We start from the raw sequence: 18659 nt of genomic DNA, 5'->3' as shown, positions 1-18659 counted from the left end.
CATGGCTGGAACTCTCGAAGCAACGACACAAGCCATCAATAGCTATGTCCCGACCGACGCCTATTTTGGCAAACCCTTCATCGACGCGGACGAGATGCGGACCGATCCATTGCCGCATCGCTATGTTCATGGCGGATTTGAGAATAGCGATACCCGGTTCGCGATCTACTTTCCCGAAAAGGATGTTTATCGAGGGCGCTTTTTCCAGCCGCTAGGCGGTGGACTGGGTGGCACTGAATTCGCTTTCGTCGGACCGCTGGCAGGCGTGCTCGGCGGAGTTCCCGGTGCCTTTCGTCTGGGCGGCTATATGCTGGAATCCAATCAGGGTCATATCGGCAATGACCTTGATCAGCGCGCAGGCGACGATCCGGGCCTCTATGGCTGGCGGGCCAGCGCGGAATCGGCGCGTTTCGCCAAACATCTCGCCAAGCATCATTATGGCGAAGTGCCGCATCATGGCTATGTCTATGGCGGGAGTGGCGGCGCACGCCGATCCCCCTTGTGTCTGGAAAATGCGCCCGACATTTATGATGGCGCCCTGCCTTTCATGGGCGGCGGCCCCATCGCTCCAGGGAAAGCGGATGAGGCGATTGAAAGCGTGCAGCCCACGGGTTTCGGCGCCATGTTCAATGTTCGTCGCCTGCTCCGCGACAAGCTTGCCAATGTCATTGATGCGACCGAACCGGGAGGCAGCGGCAATCCGTTCGAGGGGCTGAACGCGCATGAGCGGGAAGCACTGGCCGATCTATATCGTCTCGGTTTTCCCCGAGGCGCGGAATATATGATTGCCCAACCCATGGGTCAGGCCGCCATGTGGTGCTGGAACGCAGCAGAATTCGCACGTCAGGATCCTGGCTATACCCCTGATTTCTGGAGCAAGCCGGGTTATGCGGGACATGACCAGCCGCACCTTTTCGAAGGCGACCGGATTGTGCGGTTCAAGACTGGCGTGGACCAGCCCCGCACCGCGGCCGACATCGCTGCCGAGGTCCATGCTGGCGGCCCGGCGGCCATGGAGGCGAGTTCCTTCATGGCGATCATGTCCCCGCCGGACCGGCAGATTGCTATCCGGCTGGCCGAACAACCTTCCGGCTATCTTCCCGGTGCATCTGTCCGCATACTGAGCGGCGAGGCTGCCGGGCGTCAGCTTTTCGTGACGGGCGTATTCGGTGATACGCTATTGCTCGACGGCTTTGGTGCCGACGGAAATGCAAAGGCGGAAGGGGTCCGGCCGGGCGATCAGGTAGAAGTCGATAATGACGCCTATCTCGCATATTGCTATTGGCACAGGCACCATGTCATCGACGGCGAAAAGGGTTTTGACCAGGTCATCGTCGATGGTAGTCCCATGTTTCCCCAGCGGCCCCGTATCACTGTCCCCAGTCCCTTTGGCGGACATTATTCCGCGCAGTTCAAGGGCAAACTGCTCTACATGCAGCATACGCACGACACGTCCCTATGGCCGGATCAGGCGATCCTTTATGCCGAAGGCGTTGCCCGTTACGGAATGCCCGAAAATTTCCGCCTGCAATGGGTAGAAAATGCCGAGCATATCCCCCCAGCCTTTCTGCCGCCAAGCATCGTCCCCTCTCCCACCTCACGCCTGATCGATTATTCGGGAATTATCGAACAGGGCCTGGCCGATCTCGTCGCCTGGGTCGAACGAGGGATTGCTCCGCCCGATAGCGCCTATAGCTACACGGGCGGAAAACTCACCCTGCCAGCCGCAGCTTCCAAACGCGGCGGCATCCAGCCGGTGGTTTCCGCAAGCATAGAGGAAGCCGCACGCGCCGAAGTCGCCGTCGGCGCAGAGTTTACCATTTCAGCTATGGCTGAAGTGCCGGCCGGGCAAGGCACCATCGTGGCAGTCGAATGGGATTTCGACGGGACCGGCCGGTTCCTTGCTGCGGAAGAAAGCGTGGACGGGACGGCGGCAAGTGGAAGCTATGAGCGGCGTCACAGCTATGACAAGCCGGGAACCTATTTCGTGACTGTCCGCGTGACGGCTCATCGGCAAGGCGACGTATCTACGCCCTACTTGCGTATCCCCAATCTGGCTCGCGTGCGTGTCGTCGTCACCGGAGCAGCCGCTTAGTAACGCCCCAGTACCCGGTCGGCATAGCCATGGATCGCGCAATAAACCTGGTCGGCGGCCGCAAGGTCGCCGACTGCAAGGCTTTCCAGATATTCTTCTGACCAGGCCTTCAGGCGGTCTACGTCATAAGCATTGTCCATGGCGACCTTGCCCGCCTTGCAGGCGCGATACGCCGCGAGTGATTGTTCGATCAGACTGAGTACCGGGTTGTCGATCATCCGCCATTCCATATGAATGCGCCGGACATGCCCGTTTGCGTCTGTCCAGTCCTGTTCCGCAATCATCCGCCTCAACCCCGTAAAATCGCCGGGTTCAGTACGCATCCCCATGACGTGGCGATTGAGCCGGCCGATTAGGGAGAGGATAGGCCGAAACTCGGCCGCGCCTACATCCAAACGAGTGTAGTGTTGAGTAATGCGTTCGATTGCATCCCGTGCATGCTCGAGCCTGATCTCCACGCCACGGCTCCGGCCCCTGCGGCAGATCAATACGCCGCGGGTTTCGAGCATCTGCACTGCCTGCCGCAATACCTGACGGCTCACGCCAATCCGCTCCGTGAGTTCCGCTTCCGAGCCCAGCCGTTCTTCGCCGCGCTCACGCAGGCGCCGCACTTCGTCCGCCAACAAACGGGCGACCAGAATAGCGAGACTGCCCTCGTTGAGCGCTGACGGGCGAGGCGGATCTTCCCACTGCTCCAAAATTTCGAGCGCATCCACGAAAGGCCGCAACACTCGGCTGATTTTAGAAACGCCATTGGGTTCAGCAGCAGGTGATTTATAATCCAGCCCGCGCGTCAACAGTGCATAAGAATAACCGCTACTATAGTCCTCGCTGTCACTTGGCCCAGTCCCCGCAGCCTGACTGAGCAACGCAACCGCATGTTCAGCTTCTTTGCGTTGCACCGATGTAATGCCGCGGATCAGAAAATATTCGGCGAGAAAGCGGGTTAAGGTCGCATGGCTCTCCTCCAGAACCATGAGTCCGCCACCGGGGCCACGCCGCATGCGGGCTATGCCCTGATCTTCCAACAACCGGACAGCGCCCAGCAGCGTTTCGCGCGCGAGTCCATATCGTCGGGCAATTTCGTCACTGCCGCCCAGCACCTCGCCGGCGCGACGCTTCTCCGCGCGAATATCATGCTCAATCAGCCGGGCAGCGCCTTGGGCCAGCTTTTCCTGGACGGGACGTCCCAACACCGAGGCGTAAAGCTTCGGCCAATCAAAATGCACCTGTATGCCACCCTCCCCTCAAGAATATTTGCCGCCTTTATTGGCATGATCCTTATCAGGAATAGCTCTTCTATGTCTCCTTTCTTCTGTCTGCCGCAGCTGCATCGCGGAGTGTTTTCGGCGGCGACTTGTTGACGTCAGGTCAACAGGCACAAGATGTCACGAACATCCTCCATCTCTTCCAGACGGGAAATCTGCGAAACGATGGCGTTTGCGGTATCTTTGGCGATCGGCTTACCGCCATAATTCACATGCTCATGGAAGTCGGTAAGATGCTGCTCTTCGGTCTTGGCCTTGGCGCCTATGCCCGACGGCCCGTCTGCTCCGCAGGTTAGAATGCGTCCGTCCTGGAAACGAATCTCGACCGCAACGCGTGCGGCAAGCTCGACGCGACCTTCCATCAATTCCGGGGTCAGGTGAGTATGGATGCGCTGCGCCAGCGCGCCAACCTGGGGATCGGCAACTGCTTCGTTGGTGAAATGGGCAAGCCGAACGGTTTTGCGTACAATGGCGTTGGCCACGCAATAGCGGACATTGAACTGGCCGTTGACCTGCGGATTGTCACCCAACTCGAAGCCCGATCCGACGAGGCTGCACGGCCCTTCAGCCGCCATGTGAATGTCGATCCGGTCGACATCCTCCGGTTCGAAGGGATGGGCCTTCAACAGATCCATGACGGCATCGGTGCTGGAGATGGTTGCGCCGCATTGAGGGCGTGTCTTGTAACCGAAATTGCGCGCGAACCACTGCTCACCCAGCCCGCCGAGCAGGAGGGAATCGTTGCGCGCATCTTTGCAGAATAGATGATAATAGCCCCATATGCCGGTGAGCCAGTTTTTCGGGCCAGTGATGTTGCGTTGGGCGAGTTGGGCGCAGATGACGGAATCCTGCGACACGAAACCCTGGATGACCCGCACGGCGAGCGAGGCGTCGACATTGCTCTGGAAGCTGCTGCCCGCCTTGTTGAAAGCGAGCGCCAGCGCATTGGCCATCTGCTTTTCGGTGAGACCGAGGATGCGGCCCGCGGCAATCGTCGGCGCGAAGATCGAGCAAGCTCCGGTGGGATCGAAGCCGTCCAGCCGCGCCACATGCCCCAAGCGGATTGCGATCTCTGAACCGGCAGTCATGGCTGCGATCAGTGTGCGTCCGCTTACCCCGCCCACCCGTTCGGCCATGCCCAGCACCACGGGCACGAGGCTGCTGCCGATATGCTGCCCAGGCACAGCAAAGTCACAAATGTCGAGCGCGCGCGCCATGGTGCTGTTGGCCAGTGCCGCTGCGTGAACTGGAACCTTCCCGCCGTGGAACCAGATGGAAGCCTCCGTCGTGCCTCCCCATTCCATGACCTGCGCCACCACATCTTCGCACCCGTCCGCCGTCGCGCCAGCGACCGCCGTGCCGATGATCGTACGCAGCAACAATTTCATCCCGGCAACGACATCGGCGGGCAGATCCTCATAGCAGAGGCTGCTTGCCCATGCTGCGATGGTCGCCTCGGGGCTCCGCCCGGAACCATTTTCGGGGCCGCCTATAAGAATTGACTCGATTGCTTGCTGCGCCCCGCTCATGGGATGTCTCTCCTGTCCGATCCGCTTTGGGACGGCATTAGAACAGGAACCCATCTTGCGATCGAATTTTGCTGTCCTCACAGCGACAAACTATCGCGGAAAGGCTGGAAATGCATTAGGCACGCGTTTCCGAGAAGATTTCGCCTATATCGCTAGATAGGAGGCGCGGACCGATTCCGCATCCAAGGAAAGGCCCCATGCCCCGACCGCGGGGACGAGCAAAGGCCGCTATGGTGGAGATTGTAATGAACGAAGAAGCAGCGACCAATCTGGACGAGATGGCGCATGATTTCCTTATGGTGAGCGAAACCTACAGCGGCACCGGCCCTGCCAATCCCTATCCCATGCTCGCAGAACTCCGCGAGGAGGAGCCGGTCATGGATGGTGACATCCTCGCCCGCTTCGGGGTGCCGAGCCAGGCCGACTATGCCGGCAGTGGCCGTCCGGTCATGACCGTTTTCCGCTATCCCGACGTACACGCGATCCTGCGCGATTCCACCAACTGGAAAAGCTATATCATGGCCGACGGCTTCGGCGCCGCGGTCGACAATCTCCTTCTCACCGGCATGGATGACGAAGAACACAAGAAATATCGCGCCCTGCTGGCTCCGGCCTTTGCCATGCCGGTTATCGCCCGCCTGCAGGAAACGATGATGCGCCCCATCATTCAGCGCGAGTATACCGACAAACTCCGGCCCAAGGGGAGCGCGGACCTGGTTCGCGAACTTGCTTTGCCCTTCCCTGTGCGGGTCGTCTACGCGTTGTTTGGCTTTCCCGATGACGGGGATGGCGACACGGTCATGAAATTCGCCAGTTGGGCCCTACGCATATTGAGCGGGCCACAGATCGATCCCGCCAAGCTGGCGGTTACCGGACCGGCCGCTATGGATGCCGGTCAGCAACTGTTCGATCATGTGCTGCCCATCGTCCGCGCCCGCCGGGCATCGGGCGACGAGCGCGAAGACCTGATCAGCTTCATGCAGAATGTCGAACTCGAAGGCCAACGCTTCACGGACGAGGAAATTACCGGTTTCGTTCGGATGCTGCTACTCGCGGCGGCGGAGACGACAAGCCGGAGTTTCGCGAACCTGCTGATCATGCTGTTCGAAAATCCCGAAGCGATGGAAAAAGTGCGTGCCGACCGCAGCCTGATCAACAAAGCCATTACAGAATCGATGCGCCTTGATCCGGTCGCAACCAACCTAGCCCGCATCGCGGCGCAGGACATGGAAGTGTGCGGCGTGACCGTTCCCAAGGGCACTGCGGTCACCTTGTCGATCGGAGCGGCGAACCGCGATCCGTCGACCTATGAGCGTCCGAACGACTTCTGGTTGGAAAGGCCTATGCGGCCGCTGCTCAGCTTCGGGTTCGGCCCGCACATCTGCATGGGCATGCATATCGCCCGTATGGAAATGGCAGTGGCTTTGGACCTGCTGCTCGATTTCCCAAATCTGCGGCTCGACCCTGCACATCCGCATCCGGTTATCCGTGGCATGCACATGCGCGGCGCGGACGCGGTCCACGCTATCTGGGACGCCTGATCCTTCGATCCCGGCGCGTCGCAGTGCGTGCCGGGGTAATTCAGCGACCTCCGCTTTGCGCCGCGCTCGGCCACATGAGGCTGCCCGGGATGAACATCATCCCGGGCAGGTCATTTGCATGATCGGACATTTCAATCAGCGGAGGCAGTGATGATCCCCGCATCATTGTCAGCAAACGCCGGCGATGTTGACGAAGCACCGCCGGTGCTGCTCAGGCTCAGAACCGGAAGGTCGTGCCTACCCCCCAGGTGAAGGGCTGACCGATCCATTCGAATGCCACCCCGAGGCTGGAATAGAGATTGCTGAATGACCGGGTCGTATACTTCTTGCCGGTGATGTTCTTGGCGAAGGCGTAGACTTCCAGATCAGGTTCGTTCAGCGTGACTGAAACCCGTCCGTCGAGCAGGCCATAACCATCAATGCGACCCAACTGGTTCTGCCGGGTGAGAGCTGCGATAGTTGCAGCGGATTCCCGCGGGTCAGCCGTCGTCGTGTCAAACCACTGGCTACTGACATAGGAATAGTTCGCGTGCAGCGCCAGTTCCCCAAATCCCAGCGGAAACACCTGATTCGCACTGATGTTGACCTGTGTTTTGGGCAGCTGTGGCACATTTTCACCGCTACGATCCACGATGCATAACGGAGCCGCCGGGTTGGCCGGGTTCGGGACGCAGTCCGCGCCTGTGCCGCCTGCGATGGCACGAGTTTCGGTGAAACTGCCCCTGCGATAGTTGCCAGCCTGCAAGCTTGCATTACCGGCCAGCGTCATGCCCTCCCACGGAATCACGGTCAGTTCGAATTCGGCGCCATACACGTCCTGATCGCCGGCATTCAGAAGATATTGGGTGGTGAGGCCGTTGACCACAGCGCCCGCATTACGCTGCACGCCCGTCTGCCAGGAATAGAATATCGCGATGTTGGCGCGTGCGCGGCGATCGTCCGATTCCAATTTCAGGCCCAGTTCGATGTCCTTCACCTTTTCCGGATCGAAGGCTGGCGTGTTGACCGACCCGTTACGCAGGTTCCAACCACCTGCCTTGGCAGCGCCGCTGGTTTTGATATAGGCGAAGACATTGTCGTTCGCCTTGAAATCCAACCCTGCCGTCCAGGCAGGATAGTTGAATTTCGCAACCCGTCCCAAGCTGCAAGGTGGCTGGAAGTCGGGCTGGGCCACCAGTTCGGGCGCACAGACGCTGGGATTGATGCTGGTACGATTGAACGATGTAGTACCGCGCGTATCCCAGGTCCAGCGAAGACCACCCGTGAAGCTCAACCGATCCGTGATATCGTAATAGAGCTGGCCGAACACACCCGTCGATTTATTCCGCACAGCCGACCGATTCTCGGCATAGCCCTTGTTGGTGGAGGTCGGCGGTTGAAGCACTCCGAAGGTCTGAGAGAGCGATGCCTCCGAGCCCTTTTCATTGGAATAGTAACCGCCGAAAATATAGCTGAGTCGATCGGTCAGATCGCCCGAGAACTGAAGTTCCTGGGACCATTGCTTCGATCCATAATAGCTTTCCGCCGCCAGGATCTGGATCGGCGTGCCATCGAGTTCGCCCAGACCGATGGAAAAGCTGTACCGATAGGCAGTGATCGATTTGACATTGATATCGCCCAGCCGCCCTTCAACCGTCAACGATCCGCCGGATGCGGTCAGACGATCATAGCCGTTGTTCCGGCCGCTATACTTACCTTCGGTCGTGTAGTTGTTGATGAATTGCTGGTTGGCGGTGGTGTACCAGCTATCCTTGGTATGAAGATAGGCGGAGAGCGGAAACAGCGCGTTGATAGCGCCGATGGCGGGGTTGGCTGTAGGCAGAAAATCCTTCAGCCCGACAAACTGCCCATGGTCTTTGATCTTGTTATAGTCGCCTGCGAGCGTGACCGACCAGTCGCTGTCCGCCGGCGCCCATTTGATCTTGCCGCGCACATATTGGCTGTTGCGGTCATTGACGTCCTGTCCAGTGAAGCTGTTGCGGGCATAGCCGTTGCGATCGGTGAATTCATAGACGACGCGCATCGCGAGTTCTTCGCCCATGATCGGGACGTTGAGCGTGGCGCCTGCATTACGCAGACCATAATTGCCGATCCGACCGCGCACTTCGCCTTCGAAATCGCCCGTGGGATCCCGGGTGATGATGTTAAGGGCACCGCCGGTCGTATTCCGGCCGAATAGCGTCCCCTGCGGTCCGCGCAATACCTCGATCCGTTGCATGTCGATAAGATCAGTCAACCCCTGCGACGGACGCGCGATATAGACACCGTCCAGATAGGTAGCGACTGCCGGATCGTTCGCTGTGCCAGGGTTAAGCGTGGCCGAACCGCGGATGGAAATATTGGCAAAGCCCGAGCCACCGGCCGAGCCGGTGGAGATGGACAGGCCCGGTGCGGTTTTCTGCAGCGCCGCCGCGTCCGTAATCTGCGCGTTCTTGATCGCTTCCGCGCCAAGCGCGGTGACTGCTACCGGGGTGGTCTGGAGATTTTCTTCCGTGCGACGCGCGGTAACGACGATATCTTCAATACCCCCTGTAACGCGATTCTGTGGCGTTTGACTGTCTTGCGCTTGCGCTGACTGGACCGCGACTACCGCGGATGACAGTAGCAAAGCGCAACGCAATATTCTTGTTCTTCCCATTACTCTCTCCCTTTGTGATTTTTCGTTATGGGCCATCCTAACAGATGCTCTGGCTTCCTCAATCCAACAAGACTGTTCCCAAAGTGACATGGCGCCACCCCGATAGCGCAATGGAAATACTTTCCGCTTCATCCGGGACTGGTGCGTACCGGAATCTATACGGCCTTGCAGCACGCAAACGATGCGTTGCTACAGATCGCGAAAGCCGCCGACCAGGTCAGCAATTCCGCCGTCCAATGTCATCCGGCGACGAGGGCGAGGTGAGCGATGCGACCTATGAGCGGCGACTTGAGGCCCAAAAGCTGGTGGCAGGGACGTTTGGCGATAGAAAGTCCCGATCGCACATATGGTTGAACTTAACCTGCCTATCCCCCGCTACATAATCAAAGTCATAAAATGTTCGGAGCGAGGGGCAAGCATGCCGTTGGGCGGGAAGCAGCCATTGAAAGCCGATACGACAATTGTCAGCACAGGTTTGACGGGCGGACTGATCTGGGCGCTGGCGGCGTCGCAGGTTTCGTAAGCTATTCGAACCCTCAATATACGGTCTCCTTCCTAATGCGAGCGGACGGCCTGCCTGGCAGTAGCGCTGCTACCTTGCTGGGCCTGGCGACGGGTGGCATCGACATATTCGTCATGCTGGTCACAGGCCCGTTGATCAATGGTGGCGCAACCGCTTCCCCTGATCAGGACATGGCGGCCGACGTTGGGGCTAATCTGATCGGGCCGCGTTTTTGCGACGGCGTTCATGGTGGAATCCATCCTGATCGCGAGCCGCCTACTGCTCGCGACCTCACTGGTCAGCATTTTCCCATGCCAGCCCTGTATATACTGGCACAAAATGTGTCCCCGCTATCGATGCGGGCGACTGCTGCTGCATTGATGATCGGCGTCATTTCGTTGGCTGGCTACGGGCTGGGGTCTCCAGTCATAGGCCTGATCAGCGACGTGGGTCAGGTCGTGATGGCGTCGCATGGCGTGCGCGTGAGAATTGCCCTGTCGCTCAGCCTCGGGTCGTCCTGCTTGCTTCATTGTTGTGGCTTTCCATCGCACGCAACATACATGAATAGTCGTGCCTTGTGATCAGACTCGCCGATTGGGCCAAATTAGGGCATAAACCCCGATTGCTACGCGGACATGGATATTCGCGAGTAGGAGGGGCAATGGGAAACGTGCAAACTACCGGACACAGCTCTGCTGACGTCATACTTTGCCAACCGGTCACGGCCTCCTATTTCCATGTCGAAAACAGCATCGTCGCCAACGGCATTCGCGCCGACATTCGTCATTTTGCGTGGGAACGATCCTGCGACGCGCAGTTTGAAGCGAACAGTCACTACCTGGATTATTCGCTGGGGCCGCGTGCACATGGAGCGCGGTTGCTGTCGGAGGGGCGGCGCAACACACCGCCCTTCGGCGAGGTGGCCTATCTGCCGATGGGATCTCAGTTTGAGGCGCGTTGCGAGCCCAGCGAATATCGGGTCCTTTGCCTCACCTTCGAAGATATCATGGCTGAACGCATCTTTCAGAGCGAGGATCTCCCTGGTTCCCTGCCGCCCTGTTTCGACGTTAAGTCTCCATGGGTTCGGCAAGGCCTTGCCCGCATTGCCAAAGAGGTTCGCAATCCGGGCTTTGCACAGGATATGCTGGTAGAAACCATCGCCTTGTCATTGATCATCGACCTGTGCCGCCATCTCCAGATGCGACCGGTTTCGGACGACATGTGCGATGGACGGATGGCGGATTGGCGCCTGCGCCGCCTTCAGGAGCGTATCGATGCCGGGTTGAACGGTCCCCTGTCCATCGTCGACCTGGCGCAAGAGTGCGGGCTGAGTTCACGGCATCTGATGCGAACCTTCAAGAACACCGTGGGGACGACCATCAGCAGCTATATTTCCGATGCGCGGATCATGCGGGCCAAACGTGAACTGGTTCAGGAGGGGGCGATGATAAAGGTCGTCGCGGGCAATTGCGGGTTCCAGAGCGCCGCTGCGTTCAGCGCCGCTTTTCGCAAGGCGACCGGGATAAGCCCGCGTCGTTTTCGACAGGAAATGTTGCACGGCGCAAGATAGCTCAGGCCTTGATCGGCCAAGACTATACGCGTTCTATTGTCACGGGAATAGCACCCATCCGCGGTTGGCCGAAGATAGGATCGAAGGCTGCCTGTGCATCCATCAATCGGGAGGTGCACCCACCTTCACCTAGGGCATCATCCGCCTCATCAGGGTTGGTGCCGAAGCAATGTGACATCGACAGAACCCCTGGACGCAGACGGGAATCGACCTCGACCACGCCATCGATCACTCCATGAACCGAACGTATACGCACGACCTCGCCGGATGTGACGCCAAACCGCTGCAGTTCGGCTGGGTTAACGAAAGCTGGATTGTGCCGTCTCTTGACCGTCAGCTTCGGATTGTTGCGGCCGATGGAATTCATCATCTCGTTGCTCCGCCGCGGCGTTAGCAACAATGGGAATTCCGCGCTGGGCTGCGCCGTGTCACCGCGTTTGACCAGGACAACTCCCAATTCGGCCATCATCGTCGGATCGGCCAGTTGGAGCATCGCCTCGCAATCCTCTCCACGGGGCAGCACGGTAAGGTCGAGTTCCGTAAAAAGCTTGCCATGTTGATGCCGGCGCACCTCCTCCAACGGAACACGTGATCCGGCGCACATCGCCTCGAACATCTCCTCAGTCGAGGGACGGCGATCAAGCGGAAGCGCGAAGGGAACCGGAAACTTGTCCCAATGCTCGCCCGTCCCCGCCGCATTACCGAAATAGGTGATCTGCTTGCCCAGCTTCTTGGCCAGCTCATAAAAGAACTGCCAGCTTTCGATTGTGTCCGAACCGGCTGGCGGCTCAACGGTGGCAGGCGCGTACATCGCATAGGGCTGTTCAAACCCGCCCGTCCAGATACCGTAATATTTCATTGATTCGGTGAACTGCGTGCAGCCAGGCGTTTCCAGCGACATACGGTCCGGAATGACATAGTCCGCCATGCGTGCGGTATTCGACATTTCCACGTCGATCGCGACCAGCAGGTCGAGCGCACCCAGCGCTCGCCCCGCCCGGTTCTGGTCAGGAAGGGAAACGGCTGGATTGCTGCCTGAGCAGATCAGCGCTCGAACCTGTCCCTTACCGGGGGTTAGTATCTCGTCCGGCAGGGTGCCCGTCGGCGCCCCAACGACGGTTTTCGGCAGACCGTTGATCCGGCTGGTCTCACTATAATCCCAGGGCGTATAAGGCGCATAGGGCTGCGCCCGGATCGGTACGTCAGGCAATAAAACGTGCGGCTGCGAATGCTGCTCACCTGCCCGCACCCAGCGTCCGCATACGCTATTGAGGCAAAGCGCCAGGTATTCCGCCAGAGTGCCGTGTAGCGGGAAATGTGCGCCAGTGGCCGTGACCACGCATCCACTCTTCGCCTCCGCAAATGTGCGCGCTGCCAACACGATGTCCGCCGCCGAAACACCCGCGACATCGGCTACATGATCGGGTGTGAAAGGCGCGACGGCCACCTTCAGTGCATCGATGCCCACGGCATTGGTTTCAACAAAATCGCGATCATACAGCCCCTCGGTCAGGATCACGTGCAGCAGGCCGGCCAGCAGCGTCGAGTCCTGTCCTGGTTGCGGCCGTATGTGGAGAAAGGCATGCGCCGCCGATTCCGTCTCCCGCGGGTCGATCACGATGAGCTTCATGCCATTCTTGACCGCTTGCTTCACGGTCTGTCCCGGATTGACCGACATGCCCTGTTTGGAAATCACCGGGTTGGTGCCAACCATGATCCAGCTGTCGGCATCGGCGAAGGCATTGGGCCCGGCCATCCAGCGTCCGTGCAGCGCCTGCGCGATCACCTTCCCCGCCTGATCGATCGTCTGCACGGAGAAGAAGCGATGGGGAAAGGTTCCGAGCGCCATGATGAACATGGCGCCAATCACCGGATTGATCGGATTACTGAGATTGCCGTTGCCGGGATAGACGGCGATCGCGTCGACGCCATGTTCGTCGCTGATCGCCTGTAGCCGAGCAGCGATTTCATCGATCGCCTGCTCCATTGGAATGGATTGATAGCTGCCGTCCGGCATGCGCTTTTGCGGGTGCAGGATGCGGCTCTCGGCATAATGGCCCTCGGGCATGGCGCGGCCCTTGGGGCAGGTATAGCCGCCATAGATGGGCGACTGCCGGTCGCCCACAACCTTGATGGCGCGCCCTTCCTCGATCGTGACCTCGACGGGACAGCAGGCCCAGCAGACCTTACAGATGCCGATGCGGGTTTCGCTCACCCGATATCTCCCACTCCGCTCAAAGATAGAACCTCGATCACAGGATCGGTTCCATCTCCACCATCACCAGATGATCCTTGTTTCCGCCAGCGATCACCAGGCATTTACGCAACATCCGGCGATACAGGAACCGGACGAGGGCGACATCCTCTTCCGGTCCAGCCGCCTTGATATAGGCGACAAGATCCCGATCGGCAGCATTGAGGTCGACCGGCCGATACCCCAGCAGAGCTTCGGCGTCATTCAGATCCTCCGCTTCGGCCCAGGCGCCATAATGCTGCTGGTTGACCAGGAATTCGGGAATGGTGGCGATGACCCCGCGCTGCCAGTCCTCAAACCCCGGCGAGGTCGGGATGCTACGGATCTCGTCAGCCAGCTTCTGTAGCGCCATATCCTCTATCGGCGTCACGCGCGGCGCTGGCAGGGCGAACTGCTCCAGCTCGATACCGATGATCTCGGCCAACGCTTCCAGGCAACGACGCCCGATCATCGCAACCTGGACCGCGCTTTCCACCCAGTCGCCGCCGGGCGCTCGATTGGCGAGCGCGAACAAGGGCGCATAATAGCCAACCGACATGAACACGATCGTCTGATAAGCGATCTTGTGGAAATCGACCGGTCGCCCCAGCGCCTTTTCATAATGGCGATAGAGCGCCGGAAGATCGCCCATATTCTCGATGGGATGGCGCCCGCGGAAACAGGCGAGGTCATGGTGATTATCACCCAGATGACCGACCTCCATGTCGATGATTGCTGTCATTTCCGGCCCGTCCGACAGAAACTGCCCACAGTCGCCAGTGACGAAGGAGATATGCGTCAGATCCTGTGGCACATTACGCCGCAGCCAGAGGTCGCAAAATTCCATCAATGGATCGACGACATTTTGCTCCAGGCACATCGCATAGAAGCGCTGCACGCTGTTGAGTGCAATATCGGCAGGCGTCTGCGGAAACGGCAGCTCAGTGCCGGAGAACTGTTCGGGCGGTATGCGGTGGATGTCGGCCAACGCTTCCATATATTTCAGGCTGGCCGCCCAGCGATCAGGGGTCATCACCGACCGGCTTTCCTCCGCCTCCATCACAAGGCCCGGATCACGGCCTCCACGCACCCATTCCATGACGATCGCTTCGGGTTCCGCGCACATGCCGTGCAACGTCGGAATGAGGACCCCATTGTCCTGCAAGACCTTGAGCACTTCATATTCATGACGGAGTGGATAGGGATGGTCGGGCCAAGGCCGGGTGCTCTTGAACAACAGGCTCGATTCCACGCCGTCCTTCTCGATAAATACCCGCCACACCGGGCGCCAGCGGCGCTGTCGCACAATGCTGGTCACCTTCGCGCCCAAGGTGTCACGCACCCAACGCGTAATGCCAGCCTGCTGCTGCTCGAAAGACAGTTCCGATGCCTCGACCGGATGGTCCAACTCAACGGTCGCCATATCCCTCTCCTCTCCTGACCGCCGGACGATGGCGGCGCATTGGAGCCGTAGGAAGCTCCGATGGCCGTTGCCGAATGTCCCCGCGGCTTTGTTTCAGCGCCCCTGCCTATGGGTTCAGAATCGATCAGATCTGGCGCTGCAAGACCGAGGCTATAGCGAGGCTGGAAAATGGTCAATGCTAATTGTACATTGATGTATATATAATAGTGACTCGATCATCGGGGCTGGTCTTGTCGCGTTCGCCCCTGCATGAAGGTCAGGGTCGCAACGGGCGCGATGTTGACAACGGAGACGGAATTGCAACGACGTCAGCGCGCCAACGGGCGCGACACCTATGCCGCTCTTCTGGACGCGGCGTTGGCGATCTGGTCAGAAGAGGGGATCAACCGCGTCACCATGCAGGCTGTGGCGGAGCGAGCCGGCCGCACCCGCGGCATCATGTATCATCATTTCCGCGACCGAGACGATCTGATCGCTGAGGTGCAGATTCATTTGCGTGACCGGCTCGCGCATGTCTTCGATTTTGCCAAAACGCCATCGCGTAACGATTATCTGATGGTCGCCGGCCTGATGGTCGATAGCCCCGAGCTGGTACGTAGTTTCCTGTCTCGACTTCTTGCTGGTGACGCACGCGAAGATTCGCTGCTGGCGATCGCGCGATCACATTATCGCGAGGTAAAGGCACGGAACTGGCTCCGCCCCGACATCGACGCCGATCACGCCGCGGTCATCAGCCTCTCCATGTGGCTGGCATCCATGATGGCGGTCGATCTCAAGCAGAATCTCAATGACCGCCGCGCCGAGGCTTCCCGGTTTGCCGAGACATTTCAGAGGGTGATGGAAAGCTCGATCATCTACCCGGAGATTGAGCGGCCAACGGCTGGAGAATCTGCATCACTCTCCCGTTCGAAAAACCGTTAGCATCGACATATTGAACCGTGACCATTCCGCGCCATCAACGCTGTTTCGCAGACGCGCCCGTGCCGGCCGGGTCTTCGTACACCGCGAATGTCCGTTGGCTTTTGCGGAATTGAACTGGCGTGGTGCCGGTCCGTTTCCGGAAAAACCTGCTGAAATAAGCGGGATCTTCAAATCCAAGCTGGTAGGATATTTCCGCCGCAGAAGCGCGCGAATATGCCAATTTTCGCTTGGCATGAAGAATTTTCTGCGCCTGGATTACGGCGACCGGGGTGCTCCCAAGCAATGCCTTGCATGCCTGCACCAACTGCGCTGGCCTAACGTCCAACGCCTCGCAGTAATCGGCAATTTGCCAATCGCTTGCAAGGTTTTCATCTATTAGCCCTCGAAATCGATTTACGATATCAAGTTCAGATCCCGACATCTCATCGGCACTATTGGATATTGGGAATAATTCCCCATTGCTCTCATTGTAATTGTTATTCTTCTCAAAAAGAGTGAGAAGAATATAAGCAGCAACGGCGCCGTCGCTTGCCGTTCCGAGCCTGCCGCCTGCTTGTCGCAATTCATTCCACAGCCGGTTGCGATCCTCCGCTCCAGCGCGACCGATCCAATGGCTCAATTTCTTTGGACTGTGAAAATCGTGCCAATAACTCGCGATAGATACGCCCAAAGCAGGCACGACGCGAGACAGCAAAAAATCATCGGCTATGCCAAAGAGGATAGACTTGGTGCCTCCTTCCAGCATGACGTGCGCCTGGGATCCAGCCGGGATAAACGCCGTTTCGCCGCCAGCAAGGGAAGTTCGCCACCCTTCCAACCGGGCCAGGCCTCCACCACTGTGAACGAACAAATATTGGCGATAGCGCCGATCCGAAAGATCACGCATTTCCGCTTCTGCGTCCTTCGGGCACTCTATCGCCGTTAGCCATACATTGGCGCGAACGTCGTTCCGATTGCCATCAGATATAGTCATATGGCCACCCTCTCCATTTCGACTACCAAAAAAAGTCCCAGCTTTTCCCGCTGACGTCCCTTACGGTAGCGAACGAGGTTAAGTTAACTCCTTCCCCATGGCAATCGCGTGATGAACGGCGATTTGATGGCCCTCATTGCTCGAACACCGACAATATCGTCCACGCGCAAGTCAAGTTTGCCGCGTGAACAACATGTTATGATAGGGAGAGGATAGTGATGCGATCTCTTGCAGAACGGCGCGATGTGTTACGTGGCATCGGCGGAGCGGCCGCATTGCCTATAATCGGCAGCAGCAAGCCCGCCCAAGCCGGCGCTGGAACCACGGGTTCGGCCGGAACGGGAAAAGGGGAGATCGTTGAAACCACCGCAGGCAAGGTCCGCGGTAGCAGGGATGGCAGCGTCTACATATTCAAAGGCATTCCTTACGGAGCCCCCACAGGTGGCAAGGGCCGCTTCATGCCGCCGCAACCTGTCGCACCATGGTCAGGTGTTCGCGATACGCTGTCATTCGGTCCGACAGCTCCCCAGGCCAGCGCCGCAGAAGCTGGCGGGATGGACAAACTGGCCGAGGGGCCGGGTGCCATCCGGATGAAAAATTTCATGACGTTCCTGCATGGCATGGCGGGCGACGAACCGGCGATGGGCGAGGATTGCCTTGTTCTCAACGTGTGGACTTCCAGCACGCAACGCGATCGCAAACGTCCCGTCCTGGTTTATCTGCACGGGGGTGCCTACACCAGCGGCTCGGGATCTTGGAAGCTGTATGATGGTCTGGGCCTGGCTCAACGTGGCGACGCCGTGGCCGTGACCATCAATCATCGACTCGGCGCGCTCGGCTATCTTCATCTGGCTGAACTTGGCGGAGCGGATTATGCCCCCTCGGGCAACGTAGGAATGTTGGACATTGTCGCTGCTCTGCAATGGGTGCGCGACAATATCGAGAATTTTGGCGGTGATCCGTCACGCGTTCTTGTCTATGGATCATCGGGCGGCGCAAGCAAAACCTCAGTTTTGCTCGCGATGCCATCGGCAAAAGGGCTGTTCCATCGCGCCAACTTAATGAGCGGCGCGGCGATGCAGGCCGCGCCGGCCGATCTCGCCGCACGTAATGCGGAAAAACTGCTCACCCGGCTCGACATCGCTCCAAAGGATTTCCGCAAGCTCCACGATGTACCGTTTACGACGCTGGTACAGGAAGCCGAGCGCATGAACGCGATGCCGATCAGCACCGCGCTGGCGGGCGCTGCAAGCCCCGAACAGTTTATGGGCCTCATGCCGGTCGTCGACGGGACGATCTTGCCGACTCATCCAATGGAGCCTGTGGCGTCGCCCAACGGCACGCATGTGCCCGTGCTGGTAGGCTACACCCGCGATGACATGACGATGATGATGTTCGGCATGCCCTGGTTCGGCACTTTGGATGAGGCTGGTCTTGCAAAGATGGCGACGGCGACCTTCGGCGAAAAGGGACCGGCGCTACTGGCGGCCTATCGCCGCGAGCGGCCCGATGCATCGCCGACCGACATCGCCTGCTCTTTCGTGACCGATCGGGTGATGTGGGCCGGATCAATCCGCTGGGCCGAACGGCGCGCGGAAGCGGCCGGCGCAGCGCCCGCTTATGTTTATCGCTTCGACCTGGAGTCCGCGGCTCTCGATGGCGCCATAGGCGCCGCGCATGGCGGCGACATTCCCTTCGCCATGAATAATTATACGGCTTCGAGCATGGCGGGCGACCGCCCTGAAAACCCGGCCATGGCAAAGATCATGAGCGACACCTGGGTTCATTTCGCTGCGACCGGCAATCCCAACAACCCCGCCATTCCACAATGGAAACCTTATGAACCGACCGAGCGGGCAACAATGGTTTTCGACGTCCCAACGCATGCCGAAAACGACCCTCGAACAGAAGTGCGCTCCATGCTGATGGATGCACTGGCCCCCTCAAAAGGCTGAACCACCGAAGA

General features: G+C 59.0%; 12 protein-coding genes. 6 read left to right on the top strand and 6 right to left on the bottom strand.

Going from position 1 to position 18659, the window contains the following annotated elements:
- Position 1 precedes the first annotated feature (1 nt).
- Complete coding sequence (locus tag ATN00_RS13750; RefSeq protein ID WP_062065624.1) at positions 2 to 2095, top strand: PKD domain-containing protein; 2094 nt, start codon at positions 2 to 4, stop codon at positions 2093 to 2095.
- Here ATN00_RS13750 and ATN00_RS13745 read toward each other — a convergent pair.
- Positions 2092 to 3324: a GntR family transcriptional regulator gene (locus ATN00_RS13745; RefSeq protein ID WP_062065621.1), complete on the bottom strand. Its 1233-nt coding sequence runs from the start codon at positions 3322 to 3324 to the stop codon at positions 2092 to 2094. The two genes, ATN00_RS13750 and ATN00_RS13745, sit on opposite strands and share 4 nt — an antisense overlap.
- Positions 3325 to 3461: 137 nt before the next feature.
- On the bottom strand, positions 3462 to 4892 hold the full coding sequence (locus ATN00_RS13740) for an MmgE/PrpD family protein (RefSeq protein WP_062065618.1): 1431 nt from the start codon (positions 4890 to 4892) through the stop codon (positions 3462 to 3464).
- Positions 4893 to 5137: 245 nt separating this feature from the next.
- On the opposite strand from ATN00_RS13740, the gene ATN00_RS13735 reads away from it, so the two are divergent.
- Positions 5138 to 6433 (top strand): cytochrome P450, encoded by a 1296-nt coding sequence (locus tag ATN00_RS13735; protein ID WP_062065615.1) that lies wholly within the window; start codon positions 5138 to 5140, stop codon positions 6431 to 6433.
- Between the two features lie 217 nt (positions 6434 to 6650).
- On the opposite strand, the gene ATN00_RS13730 is transcribed toward ATN00_RS13735, so the two are convergent.
- Positions 6651 to 9041 carry a TonB-dependent receptor gene (locus tag ATN00_RS13730; protein WP_062065612.1) on the bottom strand — a complete coding sequence of 797 codons (2391 nt, stop codon included), beginning with the start codon at positions 9039 to 9041 and terminating at the stop codon, positions 6651 to 6653.
- Positions 9042 to 9668: 627 nt separating this feature from the next.
- Here ATN00_RS13730 and ATN00_RS13725 point away from each other — a divergent pair.
- Positions 9669 to 10154: a hypothetical protein gene (locus ATN00_RS13725; protein ID WP_156415282.1), complete on the top strand. Its 486-nt coding sequence runs from the start codon at positions 9669 to 9671 to the stop codon at positions 10152 to 10154.
- 80 nt (positions 10155 to 10234) lie between these two features.
- Positions 10235 to 11143: a helix-turn-helix transcriptional regulator gene (locus ATN00_RS13720; protein WP_062065606.1), complete on the top strand. Its 909-nt coding sequence runs from the start codon at positions 10235 to 10237 to the stop codon at positions 11141 to 11143.
- Between the two features lie 22 nt (positions 11144 to 11165).
- On the opposite strand, the gene ATN00_RS13715 is transcribed toward ATN00_RS13720, so the two are convergent.
- Both ATN00_RS13715 and ATN00_RS13710 read right to left on the bottom strand, forming a co-directional pair.
- Complete coding sequence (locus ATN00_RS13715) at positions 11166 to 13358, bottom strand: molybdopterin-containing oxidoreductase family protein (protein ID WP_062065603.1); 2193 nt, start codon at positions 13356 to 13358, stop codon at positions 11166 to 11168.
- A 37-nt stretch (positions 13359 to 13395) separates the two neighbouring features.
- Positions 13396 to 14799 carry a phosphotransferase gene (locus ATN00_RS13710; RefSeq protein ID WP_231746283.1) on the bottom strand — a complete coding sequence of 468 codons (1404 nt, stop codon included), beginning with the start codon at positions 14797 to 14799 and terminating at the stop codon, positions 13396 to 13398.
- A gap of 297 nt (positions 14800 to 15096) precedes the next feature.
- Here ATN00_RS13710 and ATN00_RS13705 point away from each other — a divergent pair, with 297 nt between their 5' ends.
- Positions 15097 to 15720, top strand: a complete 624-nt coding sequence (locus ATN00_RS13705) for a TetR/AcrR family transcriptional regulator (protein ID WP_197413602.1) — start codon at positions 15097 to 15099, stop codon at positions 15718 to 15720.
- 34 nt (positions 15721 to 15754) lie between these two features.
- On the opposite strand, the gene ATN00_RS13700 is transcribed toward ATN00_RS13705, so the two are convergent.
- Positions 15755 to 16693 (bottom strand): helix-turn-helix domain-containing protein, encoded by a 939-nt coding sequence (locus tag ATN00_RS13700; protein ID WP_062065598.1) that lies wholly within the window; start codon positions 16691 to 16693, stop codon positions 15755 to 15757.
- 218 nt (positions 16694 to 16911) lie between these two features.
- On the opposite strand from ATN00_RS13700, the gene ATN00_RS13695 reads away from it, so the two are divergent.
- Positions 16912 to 18648 (top strand): carboxylesterase/lipase family protein, encoded by a 1737-nt coding sequence (locus ATN00_RS13695; protein WP_082635219.1) that lies wholly within the window; start codon positions 16912 to 16914, stop codon positions 18646 to 18648.
- Positions 18649 to 18659: the final 11 nt, after the last annotated feature.

This window comes from Sphingobium baderi, assembly GCF_001456115.1.
Classification (GTDB): domain Bacteria; phylum Pseudomonadota; class Alphaproteobacteria; order Sphingomonadales; family Sphingomonadaceae; genus Sphingobium; species Sphingobium baderi_A.
Note: the sequence above shows the minus strand (reverse complement) of the source record. Positions and strands in the feature narration are given on the sequence as shown.

Excerpts from the sequence above, each read along its gene's own strand:
- ATN00_RS13735 (WP_062065615.1), top strand. The coding sequence starts at position 5,138 with ATGAACGAAGAAGCAGCGACCAATCTGGACGAGATGGCGCATGATTTC.
- ATN00_RS13700 (WP_062065598.1), bottom strand. The coding sequence starts at position 16,693 with ATGACTATATCTGATGGCAATCGGAACGACGTTCGCGCCAATGTATGG.
- ATN00_RS13720 (WP_062065606.1), top strand. The coding sequence starts at position 10,235 with ATGGGAAACGTGCAAACTACCGGACACAGCTCTGCTGACGTCATACTT.
- ATN00_RS13750 (WP_062065624.1), top strand. The coding sequence starts at position 2 with ATGGCTGGAACTCTCGAAGCAACGACACAAGCCATCAATAGCTATGTC.
- ATN00_RS13695 (WP_082635219.1), top strand. The coding sequence starts at position 16,912 with ATGCGATCTCTTGCAGAACGGCGCGATGTGTTACGTGGCATCGGCGGA.
- ATN00_RS13740 (WP_062065618.1), bottom strand. The coding sequence starts at position 4,892 with ATGAGCGGGGCGCAGCAAGCAATCGAGTCAATTCTTATAGGCGGCCCC.
- ATN00_RS13710 (WP_231746283.1), bottom strand. The coding sequence starts at position 14,799 with ATGGCGACCGTTGAGTTGGACCATCCGGTCGAGGCATCGGAACTGTCT.